This window comes from Streptomyces longhuiensis, assembly GCF_020616555.1.
In the GTDB taxonomy this organism is placed as follows: domain Bacteria; phylum Actinomycetota; class Actinomycetes; order Streptomycetales; family Streptomycetaceae; genus Streptomyces; species Streptomyces longhuiensis.
Genome location: NZ_CP085173.1, coordinates 1,078,367 through 1,100,216, shown reverse-complemented (window position 1 = coordinate 1,100,216; position 21,850 = coordinate 1,078,367). Strand labels below are relative to the sequence as shown.

20 protein-coding genes are annotated in these 21,850 nt (G+C 70.1%); 8 read left to right on the top strand and 12 right to left on the bottom strand.

All coding sequences use genetic code 11. The features are described 5' to 3' along the window. The first annotated feature begins 85 nt into the window (after positions 1–85). Complete coding sequence (locus LGI35_RS05165; RefSeq protein WP_227292716.1) at positions 86–649, top strand: dihydrofolate reductase family protein; 564 nt, start codon at positions 86–88, stop codon at positions 647–649. 55 nt (positions 650–704) lie between these two features. Here LGI35_RS05165 and LGI35_RS05160 read toward each other — a convergent pair whose 3' ends face one another. Further along, entirely contained in the window at positions 705–1,493 is a 789-nt protein-coding gene (locus tag LGI35_RS05160; protein ID WP_227292715.1) for a PP2C family protein-serine/threonine phosphatase, read from the bottom strand. A gap of 185 nt (positions 1,494–1,678) precedes the next feature. Here LGI35_RS05160 and LGI35_RS05155 point away from each other — a divergent pair, with 185 nt between their 5' ends. Then, entirely contained in the window at positions 1,679–3,046 is a 1,368-nt protein-coding gene (locus LGI35_RS05155) for a phosphoribosyltransferase family protein (protein ID WP_227292714.1), read from the top strand. A gap of 79 nt (positions 3,047–3,125) precedes the next feature. Here the strand turns inward: LGI35_RS05155 and LGI35_RS05150 are convergent, their stop codons facing one another. The 5 genes from LGI35_RS05150 to LGI35_RS05130 all read right to left on the bottom strand — a co-directional run bounded on the left by LGI35_RS05150 (position 3,126) and on the right by LGI35_RS05130 (position 8,698). Beyond that, positions 3,126–3,713: a TerD family protein gene (locus LGI35_RS05150; RefSeq protein WP_227292713.1), complete on the bottom strand. Its 588-nt coding sequence runs from the start codon at positions 3,711–3,713 to the stop codon at positions 3,126–3,128. Between the two features lie 176 nt (positions 3,714–3,889). After that, complete coding sequence (locus LGI35_RS05145) at positions 3,890–5,104, bottom strand: acyl-CoA dehydrogenase family protein (protein ID WP_227292712.1); 1,215 nt, start codon at positions 5,102–5,104, stop codon at positions 3,890–3,892. 6 nt (positions 5,105–5,110) lie between these two features. Next, positions 5,111–6,145, bottom strand: a complete 1,035-nt coding sequence (locus LGI35_RS05140) for a phosphotransferase family protein (RefSeq protein WP_227292711.1) — start codon at positions 6,143–6,145, stop codon at positions 5,111–5,113. Between the two features lie 280 nt (positions 6,146–6,425). Next, positions 6,426–8,150 (bottom strand): MFS transporter, encoded by a 1,725-nt coding sequence (locus LGI35_RS05135; protein WP_227292710.1) that lies wholly within the window; start codon positions 8,148–8,150, stop codon positions 6,426–6,428. A gap of 89 nt (positions 8,151–8,239) precedes the next feature. Next, the gene (locus tag LGI35_RS05130) at positions 8,240–8,698 is read right to left on the bottom strand and encodes a MarR family winged helix-turn-helix transcriptional regulator (RefSeq protein ID WP_227292709.1); all 459 of its coding nucleotides are present in this window, start codon (positions 8,696–8,698) and stop codon (positions 8,240–8,242) included. 247 nt (positions 8,699–8,945) lie between these two features. Between LGI35_RS05130 and LGI35_RS05125 the strand changes: the two genes are divergently transcribed. Next, entirely contained in the window at positions 8,946–9,485 is a 540-nt protein-coding gene (locus LGI35_RS05125; protein WP_227292708.1) for a YbhB/YbcL family Raf kinase inhibitor-like protein, read from the top strand. A 137-nt stretch (positions 9,486–9,622) separates the two neighbouring features. Here the strand turns inward: LGI35_RS05125 and LGI35_RS05120 are convergent, their stop codons facing one another. The 5 genes from LGI35_RS05120 to LGI35_RS05100 form a co-directional block, all read right to left on the bottom strand. Beyond that, entirely contained in the window at positions 9,623–11,377 is a 1,755-nt protein-coding gene (locus LGI35_RS05120) for an acetyl/propionyl/methylcrotonyl-CoA carboxylase subunit alpha (protein WP_227300203.1), read from the bottom strand. Then, a complete protein-coding gene (locus LGI35_RS05115; protein WP_227292707.1) occupies positions 11,374–11,868 on the bottom strand; it encodes a cobalamin B12-binding domain-containing protein in 495 nt (164 codons plus the stop codon). Before LGI35_RS05115 ends, LGI35_RS05120 begins: the two co-directional genes overlap by 4 nt. A 22-nt stretch (positions 11,869–11,890) precedes the next feature. Beyond that, positions 11,891–12,094, bottom strand: a complete 204-nt coding sequence (locus LGI35_RS05110) for an acyl-CoA carboxylase epsilon subunit (protein WP_227292706.1) — start codon at positions 12,092–12,094, stop codon at positions 11,891–11,893. 29 nt (positions 12,095–12,123) lie between these two features. After that, positions 12,124–13,704 carry an acyl-CoA carboxylase subunit beta gene (locus tag LGI35_RS05105; protein ID WP_227292705.1) on the bottom strand — a complete coding sequence of 527 codons (1,581 nt, stop codon included), beginning with the start codon at positions 13,702–13,704 and terminating at the stop codon, positions 12,124–12,126. Between the two features lie 77 nt (positions 13,705–13,781). After that, positions 13,782–15,368, bottom strand: a complete 1,587-nt coding sequence (locus LGI35_RS05100; RefSeq protein WP_227292704.1) for an acyl-CoA mutase large subunit family protein — start codon at positions 15,366–15,368, stop codon at positions 13,782–13,784. A gap of 121 nt (positions 15,369–15,489) precedes the next feature. Here LGI35_RS05100 and LGI35_RS05095 point away from each other — a divergent pair, with 121 nt between their 5' ends. The 3 genes from LGI35_RS05095 to LGI35_RS05085 all read left to right on the top strand — a co-directional run bounded on the left by LGI35_RS05095 (position 15,490) and on the right by LGI35_RS05085 (position 18,558). Further along, positions 15,490–16,176, top strand: a complete 687-nt coding sequence (locus LGI35_RS05095) for a TetR/AcrR family transcriptional regulator (RefSeq protein WP_227292703.1) — start codon at positions 15,490–15,492, stop codon at positions 16,174–16,176. Positions 16,177–16,265: 89 nt separating this feature from the next. Next, entirely contained in the window at positions 16,266–17,531 is a 1,266-nt protein-coding gene (locus LGI35_RS05090) for an alpha/beta hydrolase family protein (RefSeq protein ID WP_227292702.1), read from the top strand. 211 nt (positions 17,532–17,742) lie between these two features. Next, positions 17,743–18,558 (top strand): DUF899 family protein, encoded by an 816-nt coding sequence (locus LGI35_RS05085; protein ID WP_227292701.1) that lies wholly within the window; start codon positions 17,743–17,745, stop codon positions 18,556–18,558. A 100-nt stretch (positions 18,559–18,658) separates the two neighbouring features. Here the strand turns inward: LGI35_RS05085 and LGI35_RS05080 are convergent, their stop codons facing one another. Further along, complete coding sequence (locus tag LGI35_RS05080; RefSeq protein WP_227292700.1) at positions 18,659–19,039, bottom strand: DUF6083 domain-containing protein; 381 nt, start codon at positions 19,037–19,039, stop codon at positions 18,659–18,661. A 285-nt stretch (positions 19,040–19,324) separates the two neighbouring features. Between LGI35_RS05080 and LGI35_RS05075 the strand changes: the two genes are divergently transcribed. Then, positions 19,325–20,062, top strand: a complete 738-nt coding sequence (locus tag LGI35_RS05075) for a hypothetical protein (protein ID WP_227292699.1) — start codon at positions 19,325–19,327, stop codon at positions 20,060–20,062. Between the two features lie 278 nt (positions 20,063–20,340). Beyond that, on the top strand, positions 20,341–21,846 hold the full coding sequence (locus LGI35_RS05070) for a serine/threonine-protein kinase (protein WP_227292698.1): 1,506 nt from the start codon (positions 20,341–20,343) through the stop codon (positions 21,844–21,846). Positions 21,847–21,850: the final 4 nt, after the last annotated feature.

The following is a 21,850-nucleotide window of genomic DNA, read 5'->3' as shown; positions in this document are numbered from 1 at the left end:
GGCAGTCCCGTCAGGTGCCGATGATTTTCGGGAGCGGGACCGGTCAAGAATGGTGGACGAGCCACCGTTCAGAAGGAGGCGCGGCATGCGCACCCTGGCGATCACCCAGAACATCACCGTCGACGGCTGTGTCGAGATGCTCACCGATTGGTTCGAACCGCAGGCCCAGGGCAGCGCGGACATGGCCGATGTCCTGGAGGAGGGCCGTCGTCAGGACAGCCGGTCGGACGCGCTGCTCGTGGGCCGGCGCACCTTCGAGGACTTCCGCGGCTACTGGCCCGGGCTGACCGACGACACCACAGGCATCTCCGACTATCTCGACCAGGTGCGGAAGTACGTGGTGTCCAGCTCGATCGAGGACCCGCGGTGGGAGAACTCGACCGTGCTGTCCGGCGACGCGGTCAAGGAGGTCACGGCGCTGAAGGCGCTGGAGGGCGGCAAGGACATCGTGCTCACCGGCAGCATCACCTTGGCCCATACGCTGATCGAGGCGGGCCTCGTCGACGAGTACCGCCTCTTCGTGTACCCGGTCGTCCAGGGCCGTGGCAGGCGGCTCTTCCCCGATGGTTACGAGGTCCCGCGACTGCGCCTCGTGGAATCGAAGCCGTTCCGGAGCGGGATCGTGCTGCTGCGCTATGTCCCGGCCTGACGGTGGGGAAGGCCTTACCGGCTGGGATCGGGCCGGCCGCTCCGTCGTTGTCGGGTCAGCCGGTGACGCTGACCAGCGCGATCGTGACGTTGTCGGGACCGCCTGCGGCCATTGCGGCCTTCCACAGCTCGAAGACGGCCCGGCCCCCGTCGTGCGCCCGAAGGATGTCGTCGATCTCGTCGTCGAGTACGGGGTCGGTCAGTCCGTCGCTGCACACCAGCATGCGTGTACCCGGGGTGAGCGGAGACGTGCTGACGTGCGGCGTGATCGCGCTGAACGCCGGTGCACCACCGAGCGCCTGAGTGATGATCGACGTGGTGCGCCGGCCCTGCGGGAGGGCCGGGCTGTCGTCCACGCTCAGCTGGTGGAGCGTGTCGTCCGTGGCGGCCCTGACACCGGCGGGGCCGTCGCTGCCGTCACCGGCCGGCCCCACTTCGATCACCCTGCTGTCGCCGACGTTGAACACGAGCAGTTCCTGTTCGAGGACCACGACACCCGCGACGGTCGTCCCCATCGTGGAGAGCTCGGGGGCGCGGTCGGCCGCCGCGTACACGGCGTGATTGCACATCCCCAGCGCGTCACGCACCGCTTCCTCGCCGTCCAGCGCAGGCCCGAACAGGGCGAGCCGGCGGACGACGAGGCTGCTGGCCACCTCGCCGGCAGGCTGCCCGCCGATGCCGTCGGCGACAGCGACCACGAGGGGACGGCCGAGCGGGAACGCCATCGTCTGCGGATTCTCGGTCACCGTTCCGCACAGTGTCCACGGGCCGACGACCAGGCTGTCCTCGTTGTGCTCGCGCCTGAGGCCGGGGTGGCTCAGCGCAGTGACCGATATGTACGGCATAGCCGGTGCCGCCTCTCCGCGAAGGAGCGCATCATCCGCACCACCATTGTCGCGCCGGAGAGCGGCTCGGGTCGCGCGGTGCACGCGTCCCGAGTTGCGCGGTGCCGCGAACGGGGTTAGCCCGGAGGTAAGGGCAGAGGCATCCCTGCCGTCATCTGTGAGGGGCTCCGAGAGGGGCGAGCGCCGTGCGGTTCACGGATCGTACTGATGCCGGGCGGCGGCTTGCCGCAGCGGTGCAGCATCTGCGAGATGAGGAGCCGGTCGTCCTCGGGCTGCCGCGGGGCGGTGTTCCGGTGGCCTTCGAGGTGGCGCGTGCGCTGGGCGCCCCGCTCGATGTGATCGTGGTCCGCAAACTCGGCGTCCCTTACCAGCCGGAACTGGCCTTCGGCGCGATCGGCGAGGGCGGCGTGCGGGTCCTCAACGACGACGTCGTGCGCCACTGCGGGATCGAACCGGACCACATCGCGGCCGTCGAGCGCGCGGAGCGACAGGAGCTGGAGCGGCGGGCACGCCGGTACCGCGCCGGGCGGCCTGCGTCGGCCGACGAGGACCGAACGGTGGTGAGGGGTGAGGCTCCCACGGCGATCGGCGAGGCCCATACGGTGATCGTGGTGGACGACGGGATCGCGACCGGCGCGACGGCGGCGGCCGCATGCCAGGTCGTACGGGCGCAGGGCGCCGCCCGCGTGGTCCTTGCCGTGCCGGTCGCGCCGCCCGACGCAGTGCGCCGACTGAGCGCGGTGGCCGACGACGTGGTGTGCCTCTCCGTACCGCCCCTGTTCGGTTCCGTCGGTGAGTGGTACAGCGACTTCTCGCAGACCACGGACGAGGAAGTGGCCGCATGCCTGGCGCGGGCCGTGGCCGATCCCGCACGCGTCCGGCCCGCACCGGTCACGACCGGCGTCGAGGTGGAGGCCGCCGGAGTCCGGCTGGCCGGGGACCTCGCGCGGCCGGAAGGGGCCGCGGGCCTGGTGATGTTCGCCCATGGCTCCGGCAGCAGCCGGCACAGCCCGCGCAATCGTGCGGTGGCGGAGGTGTTGCAGGAAGCGGGCCTCGGCACGCTGCTGTTCGACCTGCTCACGCCCGCCGAGGAGGCCGACAGGCACAACGTCTTCGACATCGGCACGCTCGCCGGCAGGCTGGCGGGAGCCACCCGCTGGCTGCGCGACCGCGAGTCGGCGCCGATCGGATACTTCGGTGCCAGCACCGGAGCCGCGGCGGCGCTCCGTGCGGCCGCCGACGACCCGGACATCGGCGCCGTGGTGTCCCGCGGCGGACGCCCCGACCTCGCCGGCCCGTGCCTCGACGACGTACGAGCGCCGACCCTGCTCATCGTCGGCGGGGCCGACACGATGGTGCTCGACCTCAACCGTGCCGCCCAGGCCCAACTCCGCTGCGAGAACAGGCTGGAGATCGTGCCGGGAGCCACCCATCTCTTCGAGGAACCCGGAGCGCTCGACCGGGTCGCCGACCTCGCGAGGCAGTGGTTCACCACGCACCTGACGGCAGGCAGCGACCCCCCGACGTCGGCGCACCGGGCGCCACATCACTGAGCGGCCCCTCACCGGGGCCGGAGAAGCGGAGCCGGGCACGTGCACGACGAGCCCGGCTTGCCTACTTGCTGATCCCCGTCTACCGGTTGCTCACGGCGAAACGCATCAGCGCCCGCTCGTCGCCCTGCTTGATCTTCCCGGTCTCGTTCAGCACCTCGAGCTTCCAACTGCCGTCGACCCGGATCGCCTTGGCGACACGGCAGCCGTTGTCGTTGGTGAGCAGACTCGGCCAGATGTCGGCGACCTGCTGAGAACTGCCACCGGTCGCGTCGTACACCTTAAAGCTGATGTTCCGCGCCTTCTGGAAGGAGCTGGACTTCTTGTACGCGGCGGCCACGAACACGATCGACGTGATGTTCGTCGGGATGCGGCCGAACTCGACGGTCACGGTCTCGTCGTCCCCGTCACCGCGCCCCGTCTGGTTGTCGCCGCTGTGCACCAAGGAGCCGTTGCCCAGCGGGTCCAGGGAGTCGAGGCCTGCGAGCCGTACCGGGTCCGCGCCCTGCAGCGCGATGGCGATGAGGTCGAGGTCCGTGCCGACGTTCCGGCGGAGCTTGCCCATCAGCCCGCCGCTGCTGCCGGCGGTGGGGTCCCAGGACACCCCGATCGACAGGTGGGTCACACCGTCGAGATCTGCCGGTCCGTCTTCCTTGGTGAGCGTGATCATGTGAATCCCTCGTGATGGTGGAGTGCAATGCATGAAGTCTGCCGATATCACTCGCCGCTCGATACACCAGGTCCGAAATTGGCGACGGCAAGGGCCCTTCGACAGACGTGGCCCCCGCCCGAACCGGGCAGGGGCCACATCGCGATTCCCGCTCCGGTGAGCCGGATCTCCACGTGTCAGAGGTACTTCTTCAGCTCGCGCCGGGCCAGCGAGCGCTGGTGGACCTCATCGGGACCGTCCGCGAGGCGCAGGGTGCGCGCGGCCGCCCACAGCTCGGCCAGCGGGAAGTCCTGGCTGACGCCGCCCGCTCCGTGCAGCTGCACGGCCTGGTCGATGATGCCGACGACCGTGCGCGGGGTGGCGATCTTGATGGACTGGATCTCCGTGTGGGCGCCCTTGTTGCCGACGGTGTCCATCAGCCAGGCCGTCTTGAGGACGAGCAGGCGCAGCTGCTCCACCGCGACCCGCGCGTCCGCGATCCACTCCTGCACGACGCCCTGCTGGGCCAGCGGCTTGCCGAACGCGGTACGCGCCACGGCCCGCTTGCACATCAGCTCGATGGCCCGCTCGGCCATGCCGATCAGCCGCATGCAGTGGTGGATACGGCCCGGGCCGAGCCGCGCCTGGGCGATGGCGAAGCCGCCGCCCTCCTCGCCGATCAGGTTGCTCGCCGGGACGCGGACCCGGTCGAAGACGACCTCGGCGTGACCGCCGTGATAGTGGTCCTCATACCCGTACACCTGCATGGCGCGACGGATCTCGAGGCCAGGGGCGTCGCGGGGGACGAGCACCATGGACTGCTGGCGGCGGATGTCGGAGCCCTCGGGGTCCGTCTTGCCCATCACGATGAAGATCTTGCAGTCCGGGTTCATCGCCCCGGAGATGTACCACTTGCGGCCGGTGATGACGTAGTCGTCGCCGTCACGCTCGATGAGCGTGGTGATGTTCGTGGCGTCGGAGGAGGCCACCTCCGGCTCGGTCATCGCGAACGCCGAGCGGATCTCACCGGCGAGCAGGGGCTCCAGCCACTGCTTCTTCTGCCGCTCGTCGCCGAACTGGGTCAGCACCTCCATGTTGCCGGTGTCGGGGGCCGCGCAGTTGAGGGCCGTGGGCGCCAACTGCGGGCTGCGGCCGGTGATCTCGGCCAGCGGCGCGTACTGGAGGTTGGTCAGCCCGGCGCCGTACTGAGCGTCGGGCAGGAACAGGTTCCACAGACCTTGCCGCCTGGCCTCGGCCTTCAGCTCCTCGACGACGGGCGGGGTGTCCCACGGGGAGGCGAGCTGCGCGCGCTGCTCGTCCGCGACGGCCTCGGCCGGGTACACGTGCTCGTCCATGAAGGCGAGGAGTTTCGCCCGCAGTTCCTCGGTGCGCGCGTCGAATGCGAAGTCCATTGCGGGTCAGCCTTTCTGAAGGGTCGTCAGGCCGTGGTCGATGAAGACGGGCACGAGCTCACCGATACGGTCGAAGCCGGCGCCGACGGTCTGGCCGAGGGTGTAGCGGTAGTGAATGCCTTCGAGGATCACGGCGAGCTTGAACCACGCGAAGGCCGTGTACCAGGAGACGGCGGACACGTCGCGCCCCGAGCGCGCGGCGTACCGCTCGATGATCTCGGCGGGGTCGGGGTGTCCGGCGGCCGCGGAGGTCGTGGAGACGGGGGAGTCGGGCACCTCCAGCTTCGCGCTGTACATCACCAGCAGGCCCAGGTCGGTGAGCGGGTCGCCGAGCGTGGACATCTCCCAGTCGAGGACGGCCTTGATCCGGTCGACGCCGTCGGCGTCCTCGTTGATCAGGACGTTGTCGAGGCGGTAGTCGCCGTGCACGATCGTGGGGGCGGGCGAGGTGGGCAGCGAGCGGCCCAGCGCCGCGTGCAGCTCGTCGACGCCGGCCAGCTCGCGGTTCCTGGACGCGTCGAGCTGCTTGCCCCAGCGCCGCAGCTGCCGGTCCAGGAATCCCTCGGGCCGCCCGAAGTCCGCGAGGCCCACTTCGGCGGGGTCCACGGCGTGCAGGTCGACGAGGGTGTCCACGAGGCTCAGCACGGCGGCGCGGGTGCGCTCGGGGCCCAGCTGCGCGAGCTGGTCGGTGGTGCGGTAGGGCGTGCCCGCCACGTACTCCATCACGTAGAACGGCGCGCCGAGCACGCTGTCGTCCTCGCACATCAGCAGCGCCTCGGGCACCGGCACGGACGTCGGGTTCAGGGCGCTGATCACCCGGTACTCGCGCTTCATGTCGTGCGCGGTGGCGAGCACATGGCCCAGCGGCGGACGCCGGACCACCCAGGTCGAAGAGCCGTCGCCGACGATGTACGTCAGGTTCGACCGGCCGCCCTCGACGACCCGTCCGGAGAGCGGACCGGCCACGAGCCCCGGGCGCTCCCGGTCGAGGTGGCCGCGCAACTGGTCGAGATCGAGACCTGGAGGGTGGCCGGCACTCATCTTTGCTCCTACGGGACGTCTGAACTGGACTGACTCATCATCCTGACTAGTCGGTATGTCGTCCAGTGGGCGCCACTAAAGTGATCGGAGTCTCAGCCGGTTTCGGACCTCCAGGGGCGTTGCCGCGGGTGGCTGAGGGCCTCGGCCGCACTCAGGGCCCCGAGGTTCTGGAGGCCATGCCCGACCAGGCGGGCGCGCTGCGCACCGCCGAGGCGCGCGGCGAGGTCCCGGCCGCCGTGAAGCGGGCGCTGACGTGCACCGCGGCCCGGACGGCAAGGGCTCAGGCCGCGCTGTTCCGCATCTCCGCCAGGCTGTCCTTGGTCAGGTGTCGGGGTGTGCTGTCGGGGTCGACGAGGACGACCGTGCAGGTGGCGGAGTGGGTGAGGGCGGTGGTGAGGCTGCCGTCGGCGAACTGGGTGACGGGGCCGCGCGGTGAGCGTCCGATGGCCACGGTGCGGGCGTGCACCTCCGCCGCGTGGTGGGCGAGGGCTCGGCCGGCGGCGGCGTGGTCGCCCACGCTCGTCAGGATCTGGCCGGTGGCGGCGATGCCGTCGGCGCTGAGGCGGTCGAGGTGGGCGGTCACGGCGGCGCGTGCCTGTTCGTCCGTCTCGGTGTCGACGGCCTGTTCCTCGACCACCGCGGTCTGCTGGACGTGGACGACCTCCAGTGGGCTGCCGGTGTCGCGGGCGAGCCGGGCCGCGGCGTCGACGATCGAGGCGGCCCTGTCGTGGGCGCCCACGGCGACGATCACGGGCGGTGCGTCCGTCGCGGTGGCCGTGCCGCCGACGGGGGTGAGTGACGGGGTGACGGGCTCACCCTCGCCCAGGTTCGCCTCGGCTTTGCGCAGCAGACCGTGGCCACTGGCCAGGACGGGGATGGCGAGGAGGAAGGTGGCGGCGCCCAGGTAGAAGGGGACGCTCAGGTCGGTGGCGTCGGCGAGCTTGCCCGCGACGAAGGGGGCCAGGCCACCGCCGATGAAGCGCAGGAACCCGTAGGCGGATGAGGCCACGGGGCGCTCGACGGGGGAGACGAGCATGACGGCCTGGGTGGTCAGGGTGTTGTTGATGCCGATGAAGGCGCCGCTGACGATGACGGCGACGATGACGACCGTGGGGGTGGCGACGCCGGCGGCGATGATCGCCATCACGATGCCGAGGCCGAGCAGGTTCGCGTACAGGACGGGGGCGGTGCCGAAGCGGGCCTGCAGGCGCGGGGCGAAGAAGACGCTGAAGGCGGCCACCAGCAGGCCCCAGCCGGTGAAGACCAGACCGAGTTCGTGCGCGTTCAGCTTCATCGGGTACGGGGCGTAGCCGAGCATCGTGAAGAAGCCCCAGTTGTACAGCAGGGCCATGATGCCCATGGTCAGCAGGCCGCGGTGGCGCAGTGCCTTGAGCGGTGCGATCGGTGAGGTGGGGCGCTTCGGCTTGGGCAGTGAGGGCACGAAGGCGAGGGTCGCGACCAGCGCGATGGCCATCAGGACGGCGACACCGAAGAACGGACCGCGCCAGCTGATCCCGCCCAACTCCCCGCCCAGCAGCGGGCCGACGGCGATGCCGAGGCCGAGCGCGGTCTCGTACAGAATGATCGCGCCGCCGAAGCCGCCGCTCGCGGAGGCGACGATGACGGCGAGGGAGGTGGCGATGAACATCGCGTTGCCCAGGCCCCAGCCGGCCCGCATGCCGACGATGCCGTTGACGGAGCCGGCCATGCCGGCCAGGGCGGCGAAGACGACGATGACGACCAGGCCCACCACCAGGGTGCGCTTGGCGCCGATACGGCTGGATATCCAGCCGACGAAGAGCATGGCGACCGCGGTCACGATCAGGTAGCTGCTGAAGAGCAGGGAGACCTGGCTGGGCGAGGCGTGCAGGTTCTCGGCCAGGGCGGGCAGGATCGGGTCGACCAGGCCGATGCCCATGAACGAGATCACGCAGGCGAACGCCACGGCCCAGACGGCCTTGGGCTGCTTGAACGGGCTGGCGGCCTTTCCATGCGATGCACTCATGTGCGGTTCTCTCCTAAGCGTCGAGAAGAGGGGGCGGTGACGGGTGAGCGGACAGGGGTCGGTGGGGGCGGTGGAAGGGCTGGCGGTGGTCAGTCGCGGGACTTGCGGGCCTGGCGGTCCTGGATGGCGCGGGCCAGAGCGGGCAGCGCGGTGCGCACCGCCTGCTGCTCCGGTTCGGTCAGCTCCTCGATGAGTAGGTCGAGGGCATGGGTTCGCTCGGCGCGCCGCTGCCGGAAGACCTCGAGGCCGCTGTCCGTGGCTTCCACGAGGACGGCCCTGCCGTCGTTGTGGTCAGCCACACGGCGTACCAGGCCCGAGCGTTCCATGCGGGTGACGAGCTGGGTCATGTTCGGCTGGGAGACGCCTTCGGCCCTGGCCAGTTCGCTCAGTCGGCAGGGGCCTTCGCGGACGAGCCGGCCGATCGCGGACGAGGCCGCTGTGCTCAGGCCGCCGGCGACGGCGCTCTGCCGCACGTAGCGGACCATCTGCTCCACGGCGATCATCAGGGCTTCGGCCCGGGCGTCGACTTCCATAACCCGCTTATCCATAAGCGCATTATGCATCTACGTGTAGCGTGAATCAATGACATGCGGGCGGGGCGATTGTGTCCTCGGGCAGTGCTTGTTCTGGACGTGTATCGACTTGGATGGACGTCGTCCGGGACGCAAGTCGCCCATTTGCGGCATGCGGCGTGTGCCGGTGTCGTGCGAATGTCGGAGGTGTGGTCGATCAAGGCGGGTCGGTCACCGACCACTCCGCGAGCACCTGACCGCCTGACCAGAGGAGAAGAAGCACATGCCCCACTCCTTCGATCCCTACAGCGTCCTGCCCTCAGTGCCCGCGTTCGGCTTGCACAGCACGGATATCGCGGACGGAAAGTCCCTCGATGTGGCGCAGTGCAGCAGCCTCTTCGGCGACCCGGGCGAGGACCGCTCCCCTCAGCTGTCCTGGGAGGGGTTCCCGGCCGACACGCAGAGCTTCGCGGTGACCTGCTTCGACCCGGATGCACCTACGGTGAGTGGCTTCTGGCACTGGGCGGTGTACGACATCCCCGCTTCGGTACACGAACTGGAGGCCGGTGCCGGGGCGCCGGGCGGAAAGTACCTTCCCGTCGGCGCGAAGATGCTGGCCAACGACGCGGGCGGGCACAGTTTCCTCGGCGCCGCACCCCCGCCCGGGCACGGTCCGCACCGTTACATCTACGCCGTCCATGCGCTGGACACGGCCGAGCTGGATGTGCCGCCGGCGGCTTCCCCGGCGTGGCTGGGCTTCCAGCTCTTCACCCATGCGGTGGCGAGGGCCATGATCACCCCGATTTTTGAGACTCCGGCCTGAGCGCACCGGGCCGCACGCCCGAAAGCCCAGGAGGTCGACCTGTCCTCCTGGGCTTTCAGCTCCGGCTCGTGGGTCGATGGGCGGCGACGCTCACCGTGAGCTCAGGACGCCGGACCCAGCGCGTTCCACAGGCCGTCTCAGTCCTTGATCTCGCAGATGGTGGCGCCGGAGGTGATGGAGGCGCCGATCTCGGCGTTGAGGCCCTTGATGATGCCGGTGCGGTGGGCGTTGAGGGGCTGTTCCATCTTCATGGCTTCGAGGACGACGACGAGGTCGCCTTCCTTGACTTCCTGGCCTTCCTCGACGGCGATCTTGACGATGGTGCCCTGCATGGGGGAGGCGAGGGTGTCGCCGGAGGCGGCCGGTCCGGACTTCTTCGCGGCGCGTCGTTTGGGCTTGGCGCCGGCGGCGAGGCCGGTGCGGGCCAGGGACATGCCGAGGGAGACGGGCAGGGACACCTCGAGGCGTTTGCCGCCGACCTCGACGACGACGGTCTCGCGGCCGGCTTCCTCGTCGGTGTCGGTGTCGGGGGTGGCCGCGAACGGTTTGATCTCGTTGACGAACTCGGTCTCGATCCAGCGGGTGTGGATGGTGAACGGGTCGCTGGTGAAGGCCGGGTCGGTGACGACGGCGCGGTGGAAGGGGATGGCGGTGGCCATGCCTTCGACCTCGAACTCGGCCAGGGCGCGGGCGGCGCGCTGCAGGGCCTGTTCGCGGGTGGCGCCGGTGACGATCAGTTTGGCGAGCAGGGAGTCCCAGGCGGGGCCGATGACGCTGCCGGTCTCGACGCCGGCGTCCAGGCGCACGCCGGGGCCGGTGGGCGGGGCGAAGCGGGTGACGGTGCCGGGGGCGGGCAGGAAGCCGCGGCCGGGGTCCTCGCCGTTGATGCGGAACTCGAAGGAGTGGCCGCGCAGGGCGGGGTCGTCGTAGCCGAGTTCCTCGCCGTCGGCGATGCGGAACATCTCGCGCACGAGGTCGATGCCGGCGACTTCTTCGGTGACGGGGTGTTCGACCTGGAGGCGGGTGTTGACCTCGAGGAAGGAGATGGTGCCGTCGAGGCCGACGAGGAACTCGACGGTGCCGGCGCCGACGTAGCCGGCTTCCTTGAGGATGGCTTTGGAGGCGGTGTAGAGCTGCTCGTTCTGCGCCGGGGTCAGGAAGGGGGCGGGTGCCTCTTCCACGAGTTTTTGGTGGCGGCGCTGCAGGGAGCAGTCGCGGGTGGAGACGACGACCACGTTGCCGTGGGTGTCGGCCAGGCACTGGGTCTCCACGTGGCGGGGCTTGTCGAGGTAGCGCTCGACGAAGCATTCGCCGCGGCCGAACGCTGCGACGGCTTCGCGTACGGCGGAGTCGTAGAGCTCGGGGACCTCTTCGAGGGTGCGGGCGACCTTGAGGCCGCGGCCGCCGCCGCCGAAGGCGGCCTTGATGGCGATGGGCAGGCCGTGTTCGCGGGCGAACGCGACGACCTCGTCGGAGCCCGATACGGGGTCCGGGGTGCCGGCGACCAGCGGGGCGCCGGCGCGCTGGGCGATGTGGCGGGCGGCGACCTTGTCGCCCAGGTCGCGGATGGCCTGCGGGGGCGGGCCGATCCAGATCAGTCCGGCGTCCAGGACGGCCTGGGCGAACTCCGCGTTCTCCGACAGGAATCCGTAGCCGGGGTGGATGGCGTCCGCGCCCGAGTCCTTGGCGGCCTGCAGCACCTTCGCCATGTCGAGATAGCTGGTGGCCGGGGTGTCACCGCCCAACGCGAACGCCTCGTCCGCCGCCCGGACATGCGAAGCGTCCCGGTCCGGTTCCGCGTAAACGGCAACGCTCGCGATACCGGCATCCCGGCACGCCCGGGCCACGCGGACAGCGATTTCGCCACGGTTGGCGATGAGGACTTTCTTCAGCATGCCGGCTCCAGCGCGGGGTGCGTGGTGGTCTCAGTGATGGCGGTCGTGTCAGTTGTGGTCAGCAGGCGGTCGACGGTCTCGACGATGCCGCCGATGCCCGCGCCGGGGGTGAACACGGCGTGGACGCCCAGTGCTTCGAGGGCTGCGATGTCGGCGTCGGGAATGATCCCGCCGACCAGGATGCGGACGTCGCCGGCATCCTCTTCGGCCAGCAGCTGGAGCACTCTCTCGACGATCGTCAGGTGGGCACCCGACAGTACGGAGAGGCCGAGGAGCGGCGCGTCCTCGGCGATGACGGTCGCGACGATCTGCTCGGGGGTCTGGTGCAGGCCGGTGTAGATCACCTCGTAGCCCGCGTCGCGCAGCGCCCGCGCGATGACCTTGGCGCCACGGTCGTGGCCGTCGAGGCCGGGCTTGGCGATCACCACGCGGGCGCGCGGGGCCGGTGCGTGACCGGCGCGACGCGCCCCCTGTTGCACGGTGTTCATGAATCTCCGTTCGGATGGTTGTTCAGCGCGGCCAATAGGTGCGCGCCCAGGCCGCGGGCCCGTGCTGAGGCAGGGAGTTGATGCGTGAGGGGTCGGCCCATGCGTCGCGGGTGTGTGCCGCGCCGGGCGGGGTGGTGGCCACCGCCGCGGCGCGGGCCTGGACCACCGCCAGTGCGGCGGCCAGCTCCTCGGGGGTCGGGTTGCCCCGTACGACCTTGATCATCATGACGGCTCCGGTGGGCTCTGCAACGGTTTCTAGAGCGGGATGTTGCCGTGCTTCTTGGGCGGGAGGGTTTCGCGCTTGGTGCGGAGTTGGCGCAGGCCGCGGACGATGTGGGCGCGGGTGTCGGAGGGCATGATGACGGCGTCGATGTAGCCGCGTTCGGCCGCGGTGTAGGGGTTGAGGAGGGTGTCCTCGTATTCCTGGATGAGGCGGGTGCGGGTGGCTTCCCGTTCGGTGTCGGGGGCGGCGGCGATGGTGCGGCGGTGCAGGATGTTGACCGCTCCCTGGGCGCCCATGACGGCGATCTGGGAGGTGGGCCAGGCCAGGTTGAGGTCGGCGCCCAGGTGCTTGGAGCCCATGACGTCGTAGGCGCCGCCGAACGCCTTGCGGGTGATGACCGTGATCAGGGGGACGGTGGCTTCGGCGTAGGCGTAGATGAGCTTGGCGCCGCGGCGGATGATGCCGGTGTGTTCCTGGTCGACGCCCGGCAGGAAGCCGGGGACGTCGACGAAGGTCAGGACGGGGACGTTGAAGGCGTCGCAGGTCCGTACGAAGCGGGCGGCCTTCTCGGAGGCGTCGATGTCGAGGCAGCCGGCGAACTGCATGGGCTGGTTGGCGACGATGCCGACCGGGCGGCCCTCGACGCGGCCGAAGCCGGTGAGGATGTTCGGCGCGAACAGCGGCTGTGTCTCGAAGAACTCGGCGTCGTCCAGGACGTGCTCGATCACGGTGTGCATGTCGTAGGGCTGGTTCGCGCTGTCCGGGACGAGGGTGTCGAGCTCGTCGTCGTCCGCGGTGCGGGCCAGGTCCGCTTCCTCGGGGAACGCCGGGGGCTCGGACAGGTTGTTCGAGGGGAGGTAGGACAGGAGGGTTTTGACGTATTCGATGGCGTCTTTTTCGTCGCCGGCCATGTGGTGCGCGACGCCGGAGTTGGTGTTGTGGGTGCGGGCGCCGCCGAGTTCTTCGAAGCCGACGTCCTCGCCGGTGACGGTCTTGATGACGTCGGGGCCGGTGATGAACATGTGGGAGGTCTGGTCGACCATGATCGTGAAGTCGGTGATGGCGGGGGAGTAGACCGCGCCGCCCGCGCAGGGGCCGACCACGAGGCTGATCTGGGGGATGACGCCGGAGGCGTGGGTGTTGCGGCGGAAGATCTCGCCGTACATGCCGAGCGCCATGACGCCTTCCTGGATGCGGGCGCCGCCGGAGTCGTTGATGCCGATGACGGGGCAGCCCGTTTTGAGGGCGAAGTCCATCACCTTGATGATCTTCTGGCCGTAGACCTCGCCGAGGGCTCCGCCGAAGACGGTGAAGTCCTGGGAGAAGACGGCTACCGGGCGTCCTTCGACGGTGCCGTAGCCGGTGACCACGCCGTCGCCGTAGGGCTTGTTGTCCTGCAGGCCGAAGGCGGTGGAGCGGTGGCGGGCGAATTCGTCGAGTTCCACGAACGAGCTGTCGTCCAGGAGCAGTTCGATGCGCTCACGGGCCGTCAGTTTGCCCTTCGCGTGCTGCTTCTCCACCGCGCGTGCGGAGCCGGCGTGGGTGGCCTCGTCGATCCGGCGCTGCAGGTCCGCGAGCTTTCCCGCGGTCGTGTGGATGTCGATTTCGTTCACTGAGTGCTCCACCGGGGCTGACTGGTCATCGGAATTATCGGACGGATCGGACGGATCGAAGGGGACAGGAGGAAGGATCAGAACGTGTCGTGGGGGACGTGAACGCCCCACACGTCGCGCAGAGCGTGCGAGACCTCGCCGACCGTGGCGCGCAGGCGCAGGGCCTCGCGCATCGGGGGAAGGACGTTGTCGGTGCCGCGCGCCGCGTCGCGCAGCGCTTCGAGGGCTCGCTCGACGGCGTCGTTGTCGCGATCCTCGCGCAGGGCCGCGAGACGTTCGCACTGGTCGATCTCGATCTGGGGGTCGACCCGCAGCGGCTCGTACGGCTCCTCCTCGTCGAGGGCGTACTTGTTGACGCCGACCACGGTGCGTTCCTGGTGGTCGATCTCCAGCGCGATCCGGTACGCGGACTTCTCGATCTCGGACTTCTGGAAGCCCTGCTCGATCGCCGCCACCGCGCCTCCGCGGTCCTCGACGGCCTGGATCAGTTCGAGGGCCGCCGCCTCGACGTCGTCCGTCATCGACTCCATGACGTAGGACCCGGCGAACGGGTCGACGGTCTTGGTCACGTCGGTCTCGTAGGCGATGACCTGCTGGGTGCGCAGGGCGAGCCGCGCCGCCTTCTGCGTGGGCAGGGCGATGGCCTCGTCGTAGGAGTTGGTGTGCAGGGACTGCGTACCACCGAGGACCGCGCCGAGGCCCTGAAGGGCGACCCGTACGAGGTTGACCTCGGGCTGCTGCGCGGTCAGCTGCACCCCGGCGGTCTGGGTGTGGAAGCGCAGCATCTGCGACTTGGGGTTCTTGGCCTTGAACTCGTCGCGCATGATGCGGGCCCAGATGCGGCGGGCGGCGCGGAACTTCGCGATTTCCTCGAGGAGCGTGGTCCGGGCGACGAAGAAGAATGACAGGCGCGGCGCGAAGTCGTCGACGTCGAGGCCGGCGGCGATCGCGGCGCGCACGTACTCCTTCGCGTTGGCGAGGGTGAAGGCGATCTCCTGCGCGGGCGTGGCACCCGCCTCGGCCATGTGGTAGCCCGAGATGGAGATCGTGTTCCAGCGGGGCAGCTCCTTGTGGCAGTACGCGAAGATGTCGCTGATCAGCCGGAGGGACTGCTTCGGCGGGAAGATGTACGTGCCGCGGGCGATGTACTCCTTGAGCACGTCGTTCTGGATGGTGCCGGTCAGCTGGTCACCGGAGATGCCCTGCTCGGCCGCGACGAGTTGGTAGAGCAGGAGCAGCGTCGAGGCGGGGGCGTTGATCGTCATCGACGTGGACACCTTGTCCAGCGGCAGGCCCTGGAACAGCGTGCGCATGTCCTCGATCGAGTCGATGGCCACGCCGACCTTGCCCACCTCGCCGCGGGCGATCGACTCGTCGGAGTCGTAGCCCATCTGCGTCGGCAGGTCGAAGGCGACGCTCAGGCCGCCCGTGCCGGCGCCGACCAGCTCGTGGTAGCGCTCGTTGGACTCCTTCGCCGTGCCGAATCCGGCGTACTGCCGCATCGTCCACGGTCGGCCGGTGTACATCGACGGGTACACGCCACGCGTGTACGGAAACGTTCCCGGGGCGCCCAGCTTGGCGTCCGCGTCGAAATCCGTCAGCGACCAGCCGTCGTAGAGCGGCTGGATGGGCAGGCCGGACTCGCTCTGTGCCGCGGAACCCATACCGGACCTCCTTCGGTACTCGATGTCCTATTGACGGTACTCAGTACCATCGACTCAGGCAAGTGGCTTCCGGGCAGCGACACAGGGAAGGATGGGCGGTCATGAGTGAGGATGGGTGGTCATGAGTAAGCCAACCGCGCGGATCCGCCTCGCGGACGCCGCCTTCGCGCTCTTCGACGAGCGTGGATACGAGCAGACCACCGTCGACGAGATCGCCGAGCGGGCCGGAGCAGGACGCACGACGTTCTTCCGGCACTACCGGTCGAAGGAAGACGTGATCTTCCCCGACCATGACCGGCTGCTCGCGCTGATCAAGGACAGGCTGGACACCTCCAGTCACAGCACGGGCCTGATCGCGGTGTCCGACGCGGTCCGTCTGGTGCTGCTGCACTACATCGACGAGGGTGACCTCGCGCGGCGGCGGTACAGGCTGACCAGCAAGGTCGCGGTCCTGCGGGACCGGGAGATCGCCAGCGTGGCCAGGTACCAGCGACTGTTCCGCGAGTTCATCGCGGAGTGGATGGGCGACCCGACGGAGTCGGCGTCGCTGCGGGCCGAACTGATGGCGGCGGCCGTGGTCGCGGCCCACAACCACGTACTGCGCCGCTGGCTCCGGGGTGAGACCTCCGATCCGGTGGCCGAGATGGACGAGGCGATGAGCGACGTGCTCGCGCTCTTCCCCGCGCCCTCCGGCACCGGTGATTCCGGCGACGGCGGCACCACCGTCGTGGCCTTCCGGACCGGACAGGACCTCGACGCGCTGCTCCCCTCGCTGAGGCGACTCGTCGAGGACGGCGCGGGGCGCTGAGCGCTCGCGGGGCGTGGGGGATTTCCCCCAACTCGATGGTCTGGCCTGTCGGATGGTGACGTGGGCGGGCCACCGGTGAAGCTTGCGGCATGGACACCAACGGCGACACCAAGACCAAGATGACGAGCAGGCGCCGCGTGCTGGCCGCGTCCGCGCTCGGCCTCGCCTGGGCGGCGACGGGCGGGCCCGGCGCGGCAGCGACGGCAGTGGCAGCGGACAGTACGCCCCTCACGGCACGTATGAAGCTGCCCGCGCCGACCGGGCCGTACGGCGTGGGGACGGTGTCACTGCGCCTGGTGGACCGGCGGCGTTCGGATCCATGGGTGGCCGGTCGCAGGCGTGAGCTGATGGTGGATGTGCGGTATCCGGCCCGGTCGGTCGTGTCGCACCCGCGCGTGCCGCAGATGACGAAAGGGGAGGCGGCCGGCTTCGACCGTGTGAACAACTTCGGCGACCTGCCGAAGGGCCGCGTCGACTGGAGCGGGACGGAGACCTTCGCCCACCTCGGCGCGCCGCCGGACCGGCGCGGCCCGCGGCCGGTGGTGCTGTATTCGCCGGGAGTGGGTGACCCGCGCACCCTGGGCACGACGCTGACGGACGAGCTGGCGTCGCACGGATACGTGGTGGTGGCGATCGACCACACCTACGACGCGTCGGCGGTGGAGTTCCCCGGGGGGCGGGTGGAGGCGACTCTGCTTCCGCAGGAGTTCGAACGGGCGCTGAAGGAGGGGCCAGCAGCGGTCGTCGCCCTGATGCGGAAGACCTCTGCGGTACGGGTGGCCGATACGCGGTTCGTACTGGACGAGGTGGAGCGGGCGTTCGCCACGGGCCGCCTGGAGCGTGCGCCGATCGGCATGTTCGGGCAGTCGGCGGGCGGCTTCGCGGCGCTGCAGACGATGCATGACGACGGACGCATCGCGGCGGCGGCGAATCTGGACGGGGTGCTCGCCTACGTGTCGGACGACCATGACGAGGGGGAGCTGTCCTCGGTGGCCCGCGACGGGGTGGACGGGCCGTTCCTCCTCATGGGAATGGACGGCGACGACCGTACGAACGTGCCGTCCTGGCGCGCGCTGTGGGAGCACAGCGACGGCTGGCACCGGGACCTGGTGCTGCGGGGCGCCCAGCACGCGACGTACACCGACGCGGCGTCGCTGATCCCGCAGATCGCCCGGCAGTTGGGGCTGCCGAAGGAGACGGTGACCGGCCTGGTGGGAACGGTGCCGGCGGCGCGGGCGATTGCCGCGCAGCGGGCGTATGTGACGGCGTTCTTCGACCGCTGGCTTCGTGGGCGCGCCGGCGGTCACTTCCTGGACGGACCCTCGTCGAAGTATCCGGAGGTGCGGTTCGTGTAGGACGCGGGGGCGCGAGGGTTGTGGGCGTTTTGTGATGTTCGCGGCAAGCGTCTGGGTGCGTGCGTGAACTTGCCGACCCGACGTGGCCCGTGCAGGCTCGGCCGAGAGTGCCCCTGCCGCGATGAGTTCCGGCCGTGTCGCGAGTCTTCTCCGGTGACCGTCGTAGAACGCCCTATGGCGCTGCCCCGCAAGAGACACCACGGAGGACACCATGACGACCACGCCGAGCGACCCGGCCGCCGAGCTGCCCGGCCGCCCGCCCATCGTCGACCTGGCCACCTGGCAGGCCGCCCGTGACGAGCTGCTGGTCCGCGAGAAGGCCCACACCCGCGAGGGCGATGCCATCGCCGCGGCCCGCCGCAGGCTGCCGATGGTGGAGTTCGACGGCAAGGTCGAGGTCGTCGGACCCGACGGCCCGGTCCCGTTCCTGGACCTGTTCCAGGGCCGCGACGAGCTCGTGGTCTACAAGCACATGTGGCACGACGGCGCACCGCCCCAGGGGCAGTGCGAGGGCTGCACCACCACGGCCTGGTCCATGAAGGACGCCGTCTACCTCAACGCCCGCGGCGTCTCGTTCGCCATCCTGACGACCGGCCCGTGGGACGAGGTGGCCTCCTTCGTCGAGTTCATGGGCTACACCCAGCCCTGGTACTCGGTGCGTGACGTGGCGGGGCCTGCCGGCGGACAGATGGGTTACGTCACCTGCTTCCTGCGCGACGGCGACCGCGTGTTTCTCACTTACTCCACGACGGGCCGTGGCAACGAGAGGGTCAACGGGTCCCTCGGCCTGCTCGACATGACGCCCTACGGCCGTCGCGAGGGGTGGGAGGACAACCCCGAGGGCTGGCCCGCGGCCGCCGAGGCCGGCTCGCCGGTGGGTGGGCATGGCGCGCCGATCTGCTGGTACTGGCGCTCGGACGCGGACGGGAACGCCACCTGGGGCCCGACCAGCCGCCCCGTGCCGCAGTGGACCCGCCCCGGCGCGACCCCCGTGGAGACGCTGGGGCGTCACGGCCGGCACCACTGACGCGCCTTCGCCGACGGGGTGGGGCGGTCCGCGGTACCTCCACCCCGCGGACCGCCTCATCGCTTACGCCCGGCTGGGCCGGCCCCGACCGCCAGGAAGGTCACCCCACGTCGGGCAGTCGGTCGCCCCCGGGAGGCGGAGCCGGTTCCTGGCGCCGAGCCTTCCGCTTGTTCTCGTCCCGCAGTGTCGTCAGCCAAGGCCACAGATCGGGCAGTCTCTGCCCGGCGCAGGCCAGCCGGTGCTCGATCCGGCACCGCTGTGTCCCGTCGACGGGACACACGCCGTACACAGCAACCCTGCCGTCGGACAGCTCGATCCACCGATGCTCGGCCGGCACCAGGTGTGCCGGCACCCGCATCCCGGGCTCCAGGAGCACCCAGTCGTGCTCGAGCGTCGCCACCCGATCCTGTGGCAGCCCGCACTGCGGACACCGGAACTGCCCGCCGTCGATCCTCGCGACCCCCCTGCCAGAACCCCTCATACTGCGAGCCTGCGGTCCACGGCGCCCCAACACACGTACGACTTAGGACGGGACACCTGCGCCCAGTGAGGCACCACATGCCACACGAGGCGACACCCGCCACGCCAGGCCGATCGCGCCCCAGAGGGTGAGGCCGGACAGGCGCCGTAGACAGGCAGCGTCTGAAGCACACGTCCCCGTTGGAACCAAACGCAACCCAGATGACTCGACGTATGGGGAGGATCAGTCGGACCGGACAGCGCGTCGTCGTGATGATGCGCAGGACACGAAAACGGGGAGATCGTGATGTTCCGAAGCAGGTTGCTGTGCCTGACCGTGCTGGCGGGCGTGGGCGTGGGCTTGCTGGCCGGGTGTGGCGAGGAGAAGCCGCCACCCCGGGTCAAGTTCGGGGCCGCCGAGCCCGCCGGAGACAAGCTCGGTCTTCAGCCGGAGCCGGGTGCCGCGGTCGCGCTCTCGAAGTGGCCGGACGCCTGCAAGCTGGTGACCGATGCGGAGCTTCGCGCGTTCCTGCCCCAGTCGAAGAGCGTGCAGCACAAGCCGGTCAAGGTGACCATCCTCAACTTCGATCCGCTCGCCGATGCCGCACCCGGCACCACGGGTGATGTGCCGCGCGGTGGCTGCGAGTTCGAGTTCAGCCTTCCGGGGAATGGCGGCGATGACGTGACGAACAGCAACTTCACCGTCACCGTGACCGCCCTCGCGGATCCCGCCCTCGTCGGACGCAAGTACCGTGAGGACAGAGGGAACGACGACTCGGAGAAGGGTTTCAAGGACCTGGCCGGCACGTGGGGCGCCCAGGACTGCTACTCCGTCGACGGCGTGCTCGGGGCCGAAGTGACGTGCATGCAGGGACCGTACGAGTTCGAGCTGCGCGGCTCGAGTCACGCCGAGGGTCTCGTCCCGCAGCCCGGCTCGGATGCGAAGCCGTCCGAGAATCTCGCGGCCGCGGCGAAGAGGGAACGGCTCTGGACGGACAAGGTCCTGTCCCAGGTCGCGCGTACCGTCGGCGCCCGCATGTCGTGATCCAATTCGGCACATGGCCTCACCTCAAAGCACTTTGACGCACTGTCACATGTCATATGGTGGGCTGCCGATACCAACGGCATCGACGACATACTGGCCCCGCTCGACCCCATCGATCCGCGCGAGACAGCCGGCTACCGGCTCCTCGCGCGGCTCGGTGAAGGCGGCATGGGCACCGTGTACCTCTCGCACACGCGGGGCGGGCAACCCGTGGCTTTCAAGGTGATCCGACGCGAGTACGGCCAGGACCCGACTTCCGGCGCCGATTCGAGCAGGAGGTGCGAGCCGCCCGCCGGGTGCAGGGCTACCACCTCGTACCCGTCGTCGACCACGACACCGTGGGCGCACTGCCCTGGATCGCCTCGGCATTCGTGCCCGGCCTCTCGCTCGTCGACGCCCTCGCCGCGTACGGGCCGCTGCCCCTGCCCGCCGTATTCCAGCTGGTGGGTTGCACGGCCCGGGCCCTCGGCTCCATCCACGCGGCGGACGTCGTCCACCGCGACCTGAAGCCCGGCAACATCCTGCTCGGCTCGACCGGTCCCTACGTCATCGACTTCGGCATCGCACAGGCCGCCGACGCCACCCAGCTCACCCGCAGCGGCGGGGTCATCGGCACGCCGCAGTACATGTCGCCCGAACACGCGCTGGGTGAACCGGTCACCGCGGCCACCGATCTGTTCTCGCTCGGCCTCATCGCGGCGGTCGCGGCGACCGGACGGCATCCGTACGGCGAGGGCGGCGCGACCGCCCTCGGGGTGCGCATCGCCAACACCGAGCGCACACCCCCGGACCTGAGCGGATACCCGGCGCCACTGCGGACGTTGCTGGAGCGCTGTCTCACCGCCGAACCCGCGGCCCGCATCACGACGGACGAACTCGCCGAGCTGTGCGAGCGGGAGGCCGGTCGGCCACTGCGGACGTTCGACGGCTGGCTGCCGGCGCCGCTCATGGAGCGCATCGCACGCCGGGAGGCGGCTGCCGCGCGGCCCCCTGCGCCCACGCCGACACCCACGGCCACGCCCACCCAGCCGGATGCCGCCGCGCACCTGGCCGGCCAGCCCACCGTGTCCGCCCCGCCGCCCCCGTCGATGCCCCCGCCCGGCCCGGCTCATGCGCCGTGGTCGACGAACACGCCGTCGCCCACGCCTCCCAAGCGCACCCGCACCCCGCTGCCGGCAGCCGCCGGCGTCGTCGCCGTGGCCCTTGCCGTGATCGTCACGTGGGCGATCGCGAGGCCCGACGGCGGTACGGACGGCGCAAGCGGCACCGGCGCGGACGGAAAGCACACCGGTACGCCGACCGACACCTCGTCACCGTCGACCTCGTCCTCTCCCTCGCCGCAGGACGCGTACACGCTCGTCTTCAAGGACAAGCCCCTCACCCTCCGGGCTCCGGCCTACAACACCGGCACACACGTGGACCTGGACGCGCCGAAACTGTTCCCCGACGGCGAGATCGGCCAGGACGACGGCATGGAACTCACCTACCAGGACTGGGGCGACTCCGACCTGCGCTTCCTCACCCCCATGGGCAGGAGCACCGGCACGACGCCCGAGGCATGCAGCAGCGGCGTGGACACCGACGCGCTCCCGGCCGCGATCTCCGCCGACGACCTGGACGCGGGGAAGACCCTGACCAAGGGCATGGTGTTGTGCACCGTCACCAGCGACGACAACCTGGCGATGCTCCGTATCACCGACGTCGTACCCGACACCAAGCAGGGTTTGTCCAGCGACATGCCCGACTACGTCACCACGCTGACCCTCTGGAAGAGCAACAAGTAGGGCC

Bases quoted from the DNA above. Each gene is read 5' to 3' on its own strand.
- LGI35_RS05165 (WP_227292716.1), top strand. From the start codon at position 86: ATGCGCACCCTGGCGATCACCCAGAACATCACCGTCGACGGCTGTGTC.
- LGI35_RS05160 (WP_227292715.1), bottom strand. From the start codon at position 1,493: ATGCCGTACATATCGGTCACTGCGCTGAGCCACCCCGGCCTCAGGCGC.
- LGI35_RS05150 (WP_227292713.1), bottom strand. From the start codon at position 3,713: ATGATCACGCTCACCAAGGAAGACGGACCGGCAGATCTCGACGGTGTG.
- LGI35_RS05145 (WP_227292712.1), bottom strand. From the start codon at position 5,104: ATGGACTTCGCATTCGACGCGCGCACCGAGGAACTGCGGGCGAAACTC.
- LGI35_RS05140 (WP_227292711.1), bottom strand. From the start codon at position 6,145: ATGAGTGCCGGCCACCCTCCAGGTCTCGATCTCGACCAGTTGCGCGGC.
- LGI35_RS05135 (WP_227292710.1), bottom strand. From the start codon at position 8,150: ATGAGTGCATCGCATGGAAAGGCCGCCAGCCCGTTCAAGCAGCCCAAG.
- LGI35_RS05130 (WP_227292709.1), bottom strand. From the start codon at position 8,698: ATGGATAAGCGGGTTATGGAAGTCGACGCCCGGGCCGAAGCCCTGATG.
- LGI35_RS05125 (WP_227292708.1), top strand. From the start codon at position 8,946: ATGCCCCACTCCTTCGATCCCTACAGCGTCCTGCCCTCAGTGCCCGCG.
- LGI35_RS05115 (WP_227292707.1), bottom strand. From the start codon at position 11,868: ATGAACACCGTGCAACAGGGGGCGCGTCGCGCCGGTCACGCACCGGCC.
- LGI35_RS05110 (WP_227292706.1), bottom strand. From the start codon at position 12,094: ATGATGATCAAGGTCGTACGGGGCAACCCGACCCCCGAGGAGCTGGCC.
- LGI35_RS05100 (WP_227292704.1), bottom strand. From the start codon at position 15,368: ATGGGTTCCGCGGCACAGAGCGAGTCCGGCCTGCCCATCCAGCCGCTC.
- LGI35_RS05095 (WP_227292703.1), top strand. From the start codon at position 15,490: ATGAGTAAGCCAACCGCGCGGATCCGCCTCGCGGACGCCGCCTTCGCG.
- LGI35_RS05090 (WP_227292702.1), top strand. From the start codon at position 16,266: ATGGACACCAACGGCGACACCAAGACCAAGATGACGAGCAGGCGCCGC.
- LGI35_RS05085 (WP_227292701.1), top strand. From the start codon at position 17,743: ATGACGACCACGCCGAGCGACCCGGCCGCCGAGCTGCCCGGCCGCCCG.
- LGI35_RS05080 (WP_227292700.1), bottom strand. From the start codon at position 19,039: ATGAGGGGTTCTGGCAGGGGGGTCGCGAGGATCGACGGCGGGCAGTTC.
- LGI35_RS05075 (WP_227292699.1), top strand. From the start codon at position 19,325: ATGTTCCGAAGCAGGTTGCTGTGCCTGACCGTGCTGGCGGGCGTGGGC.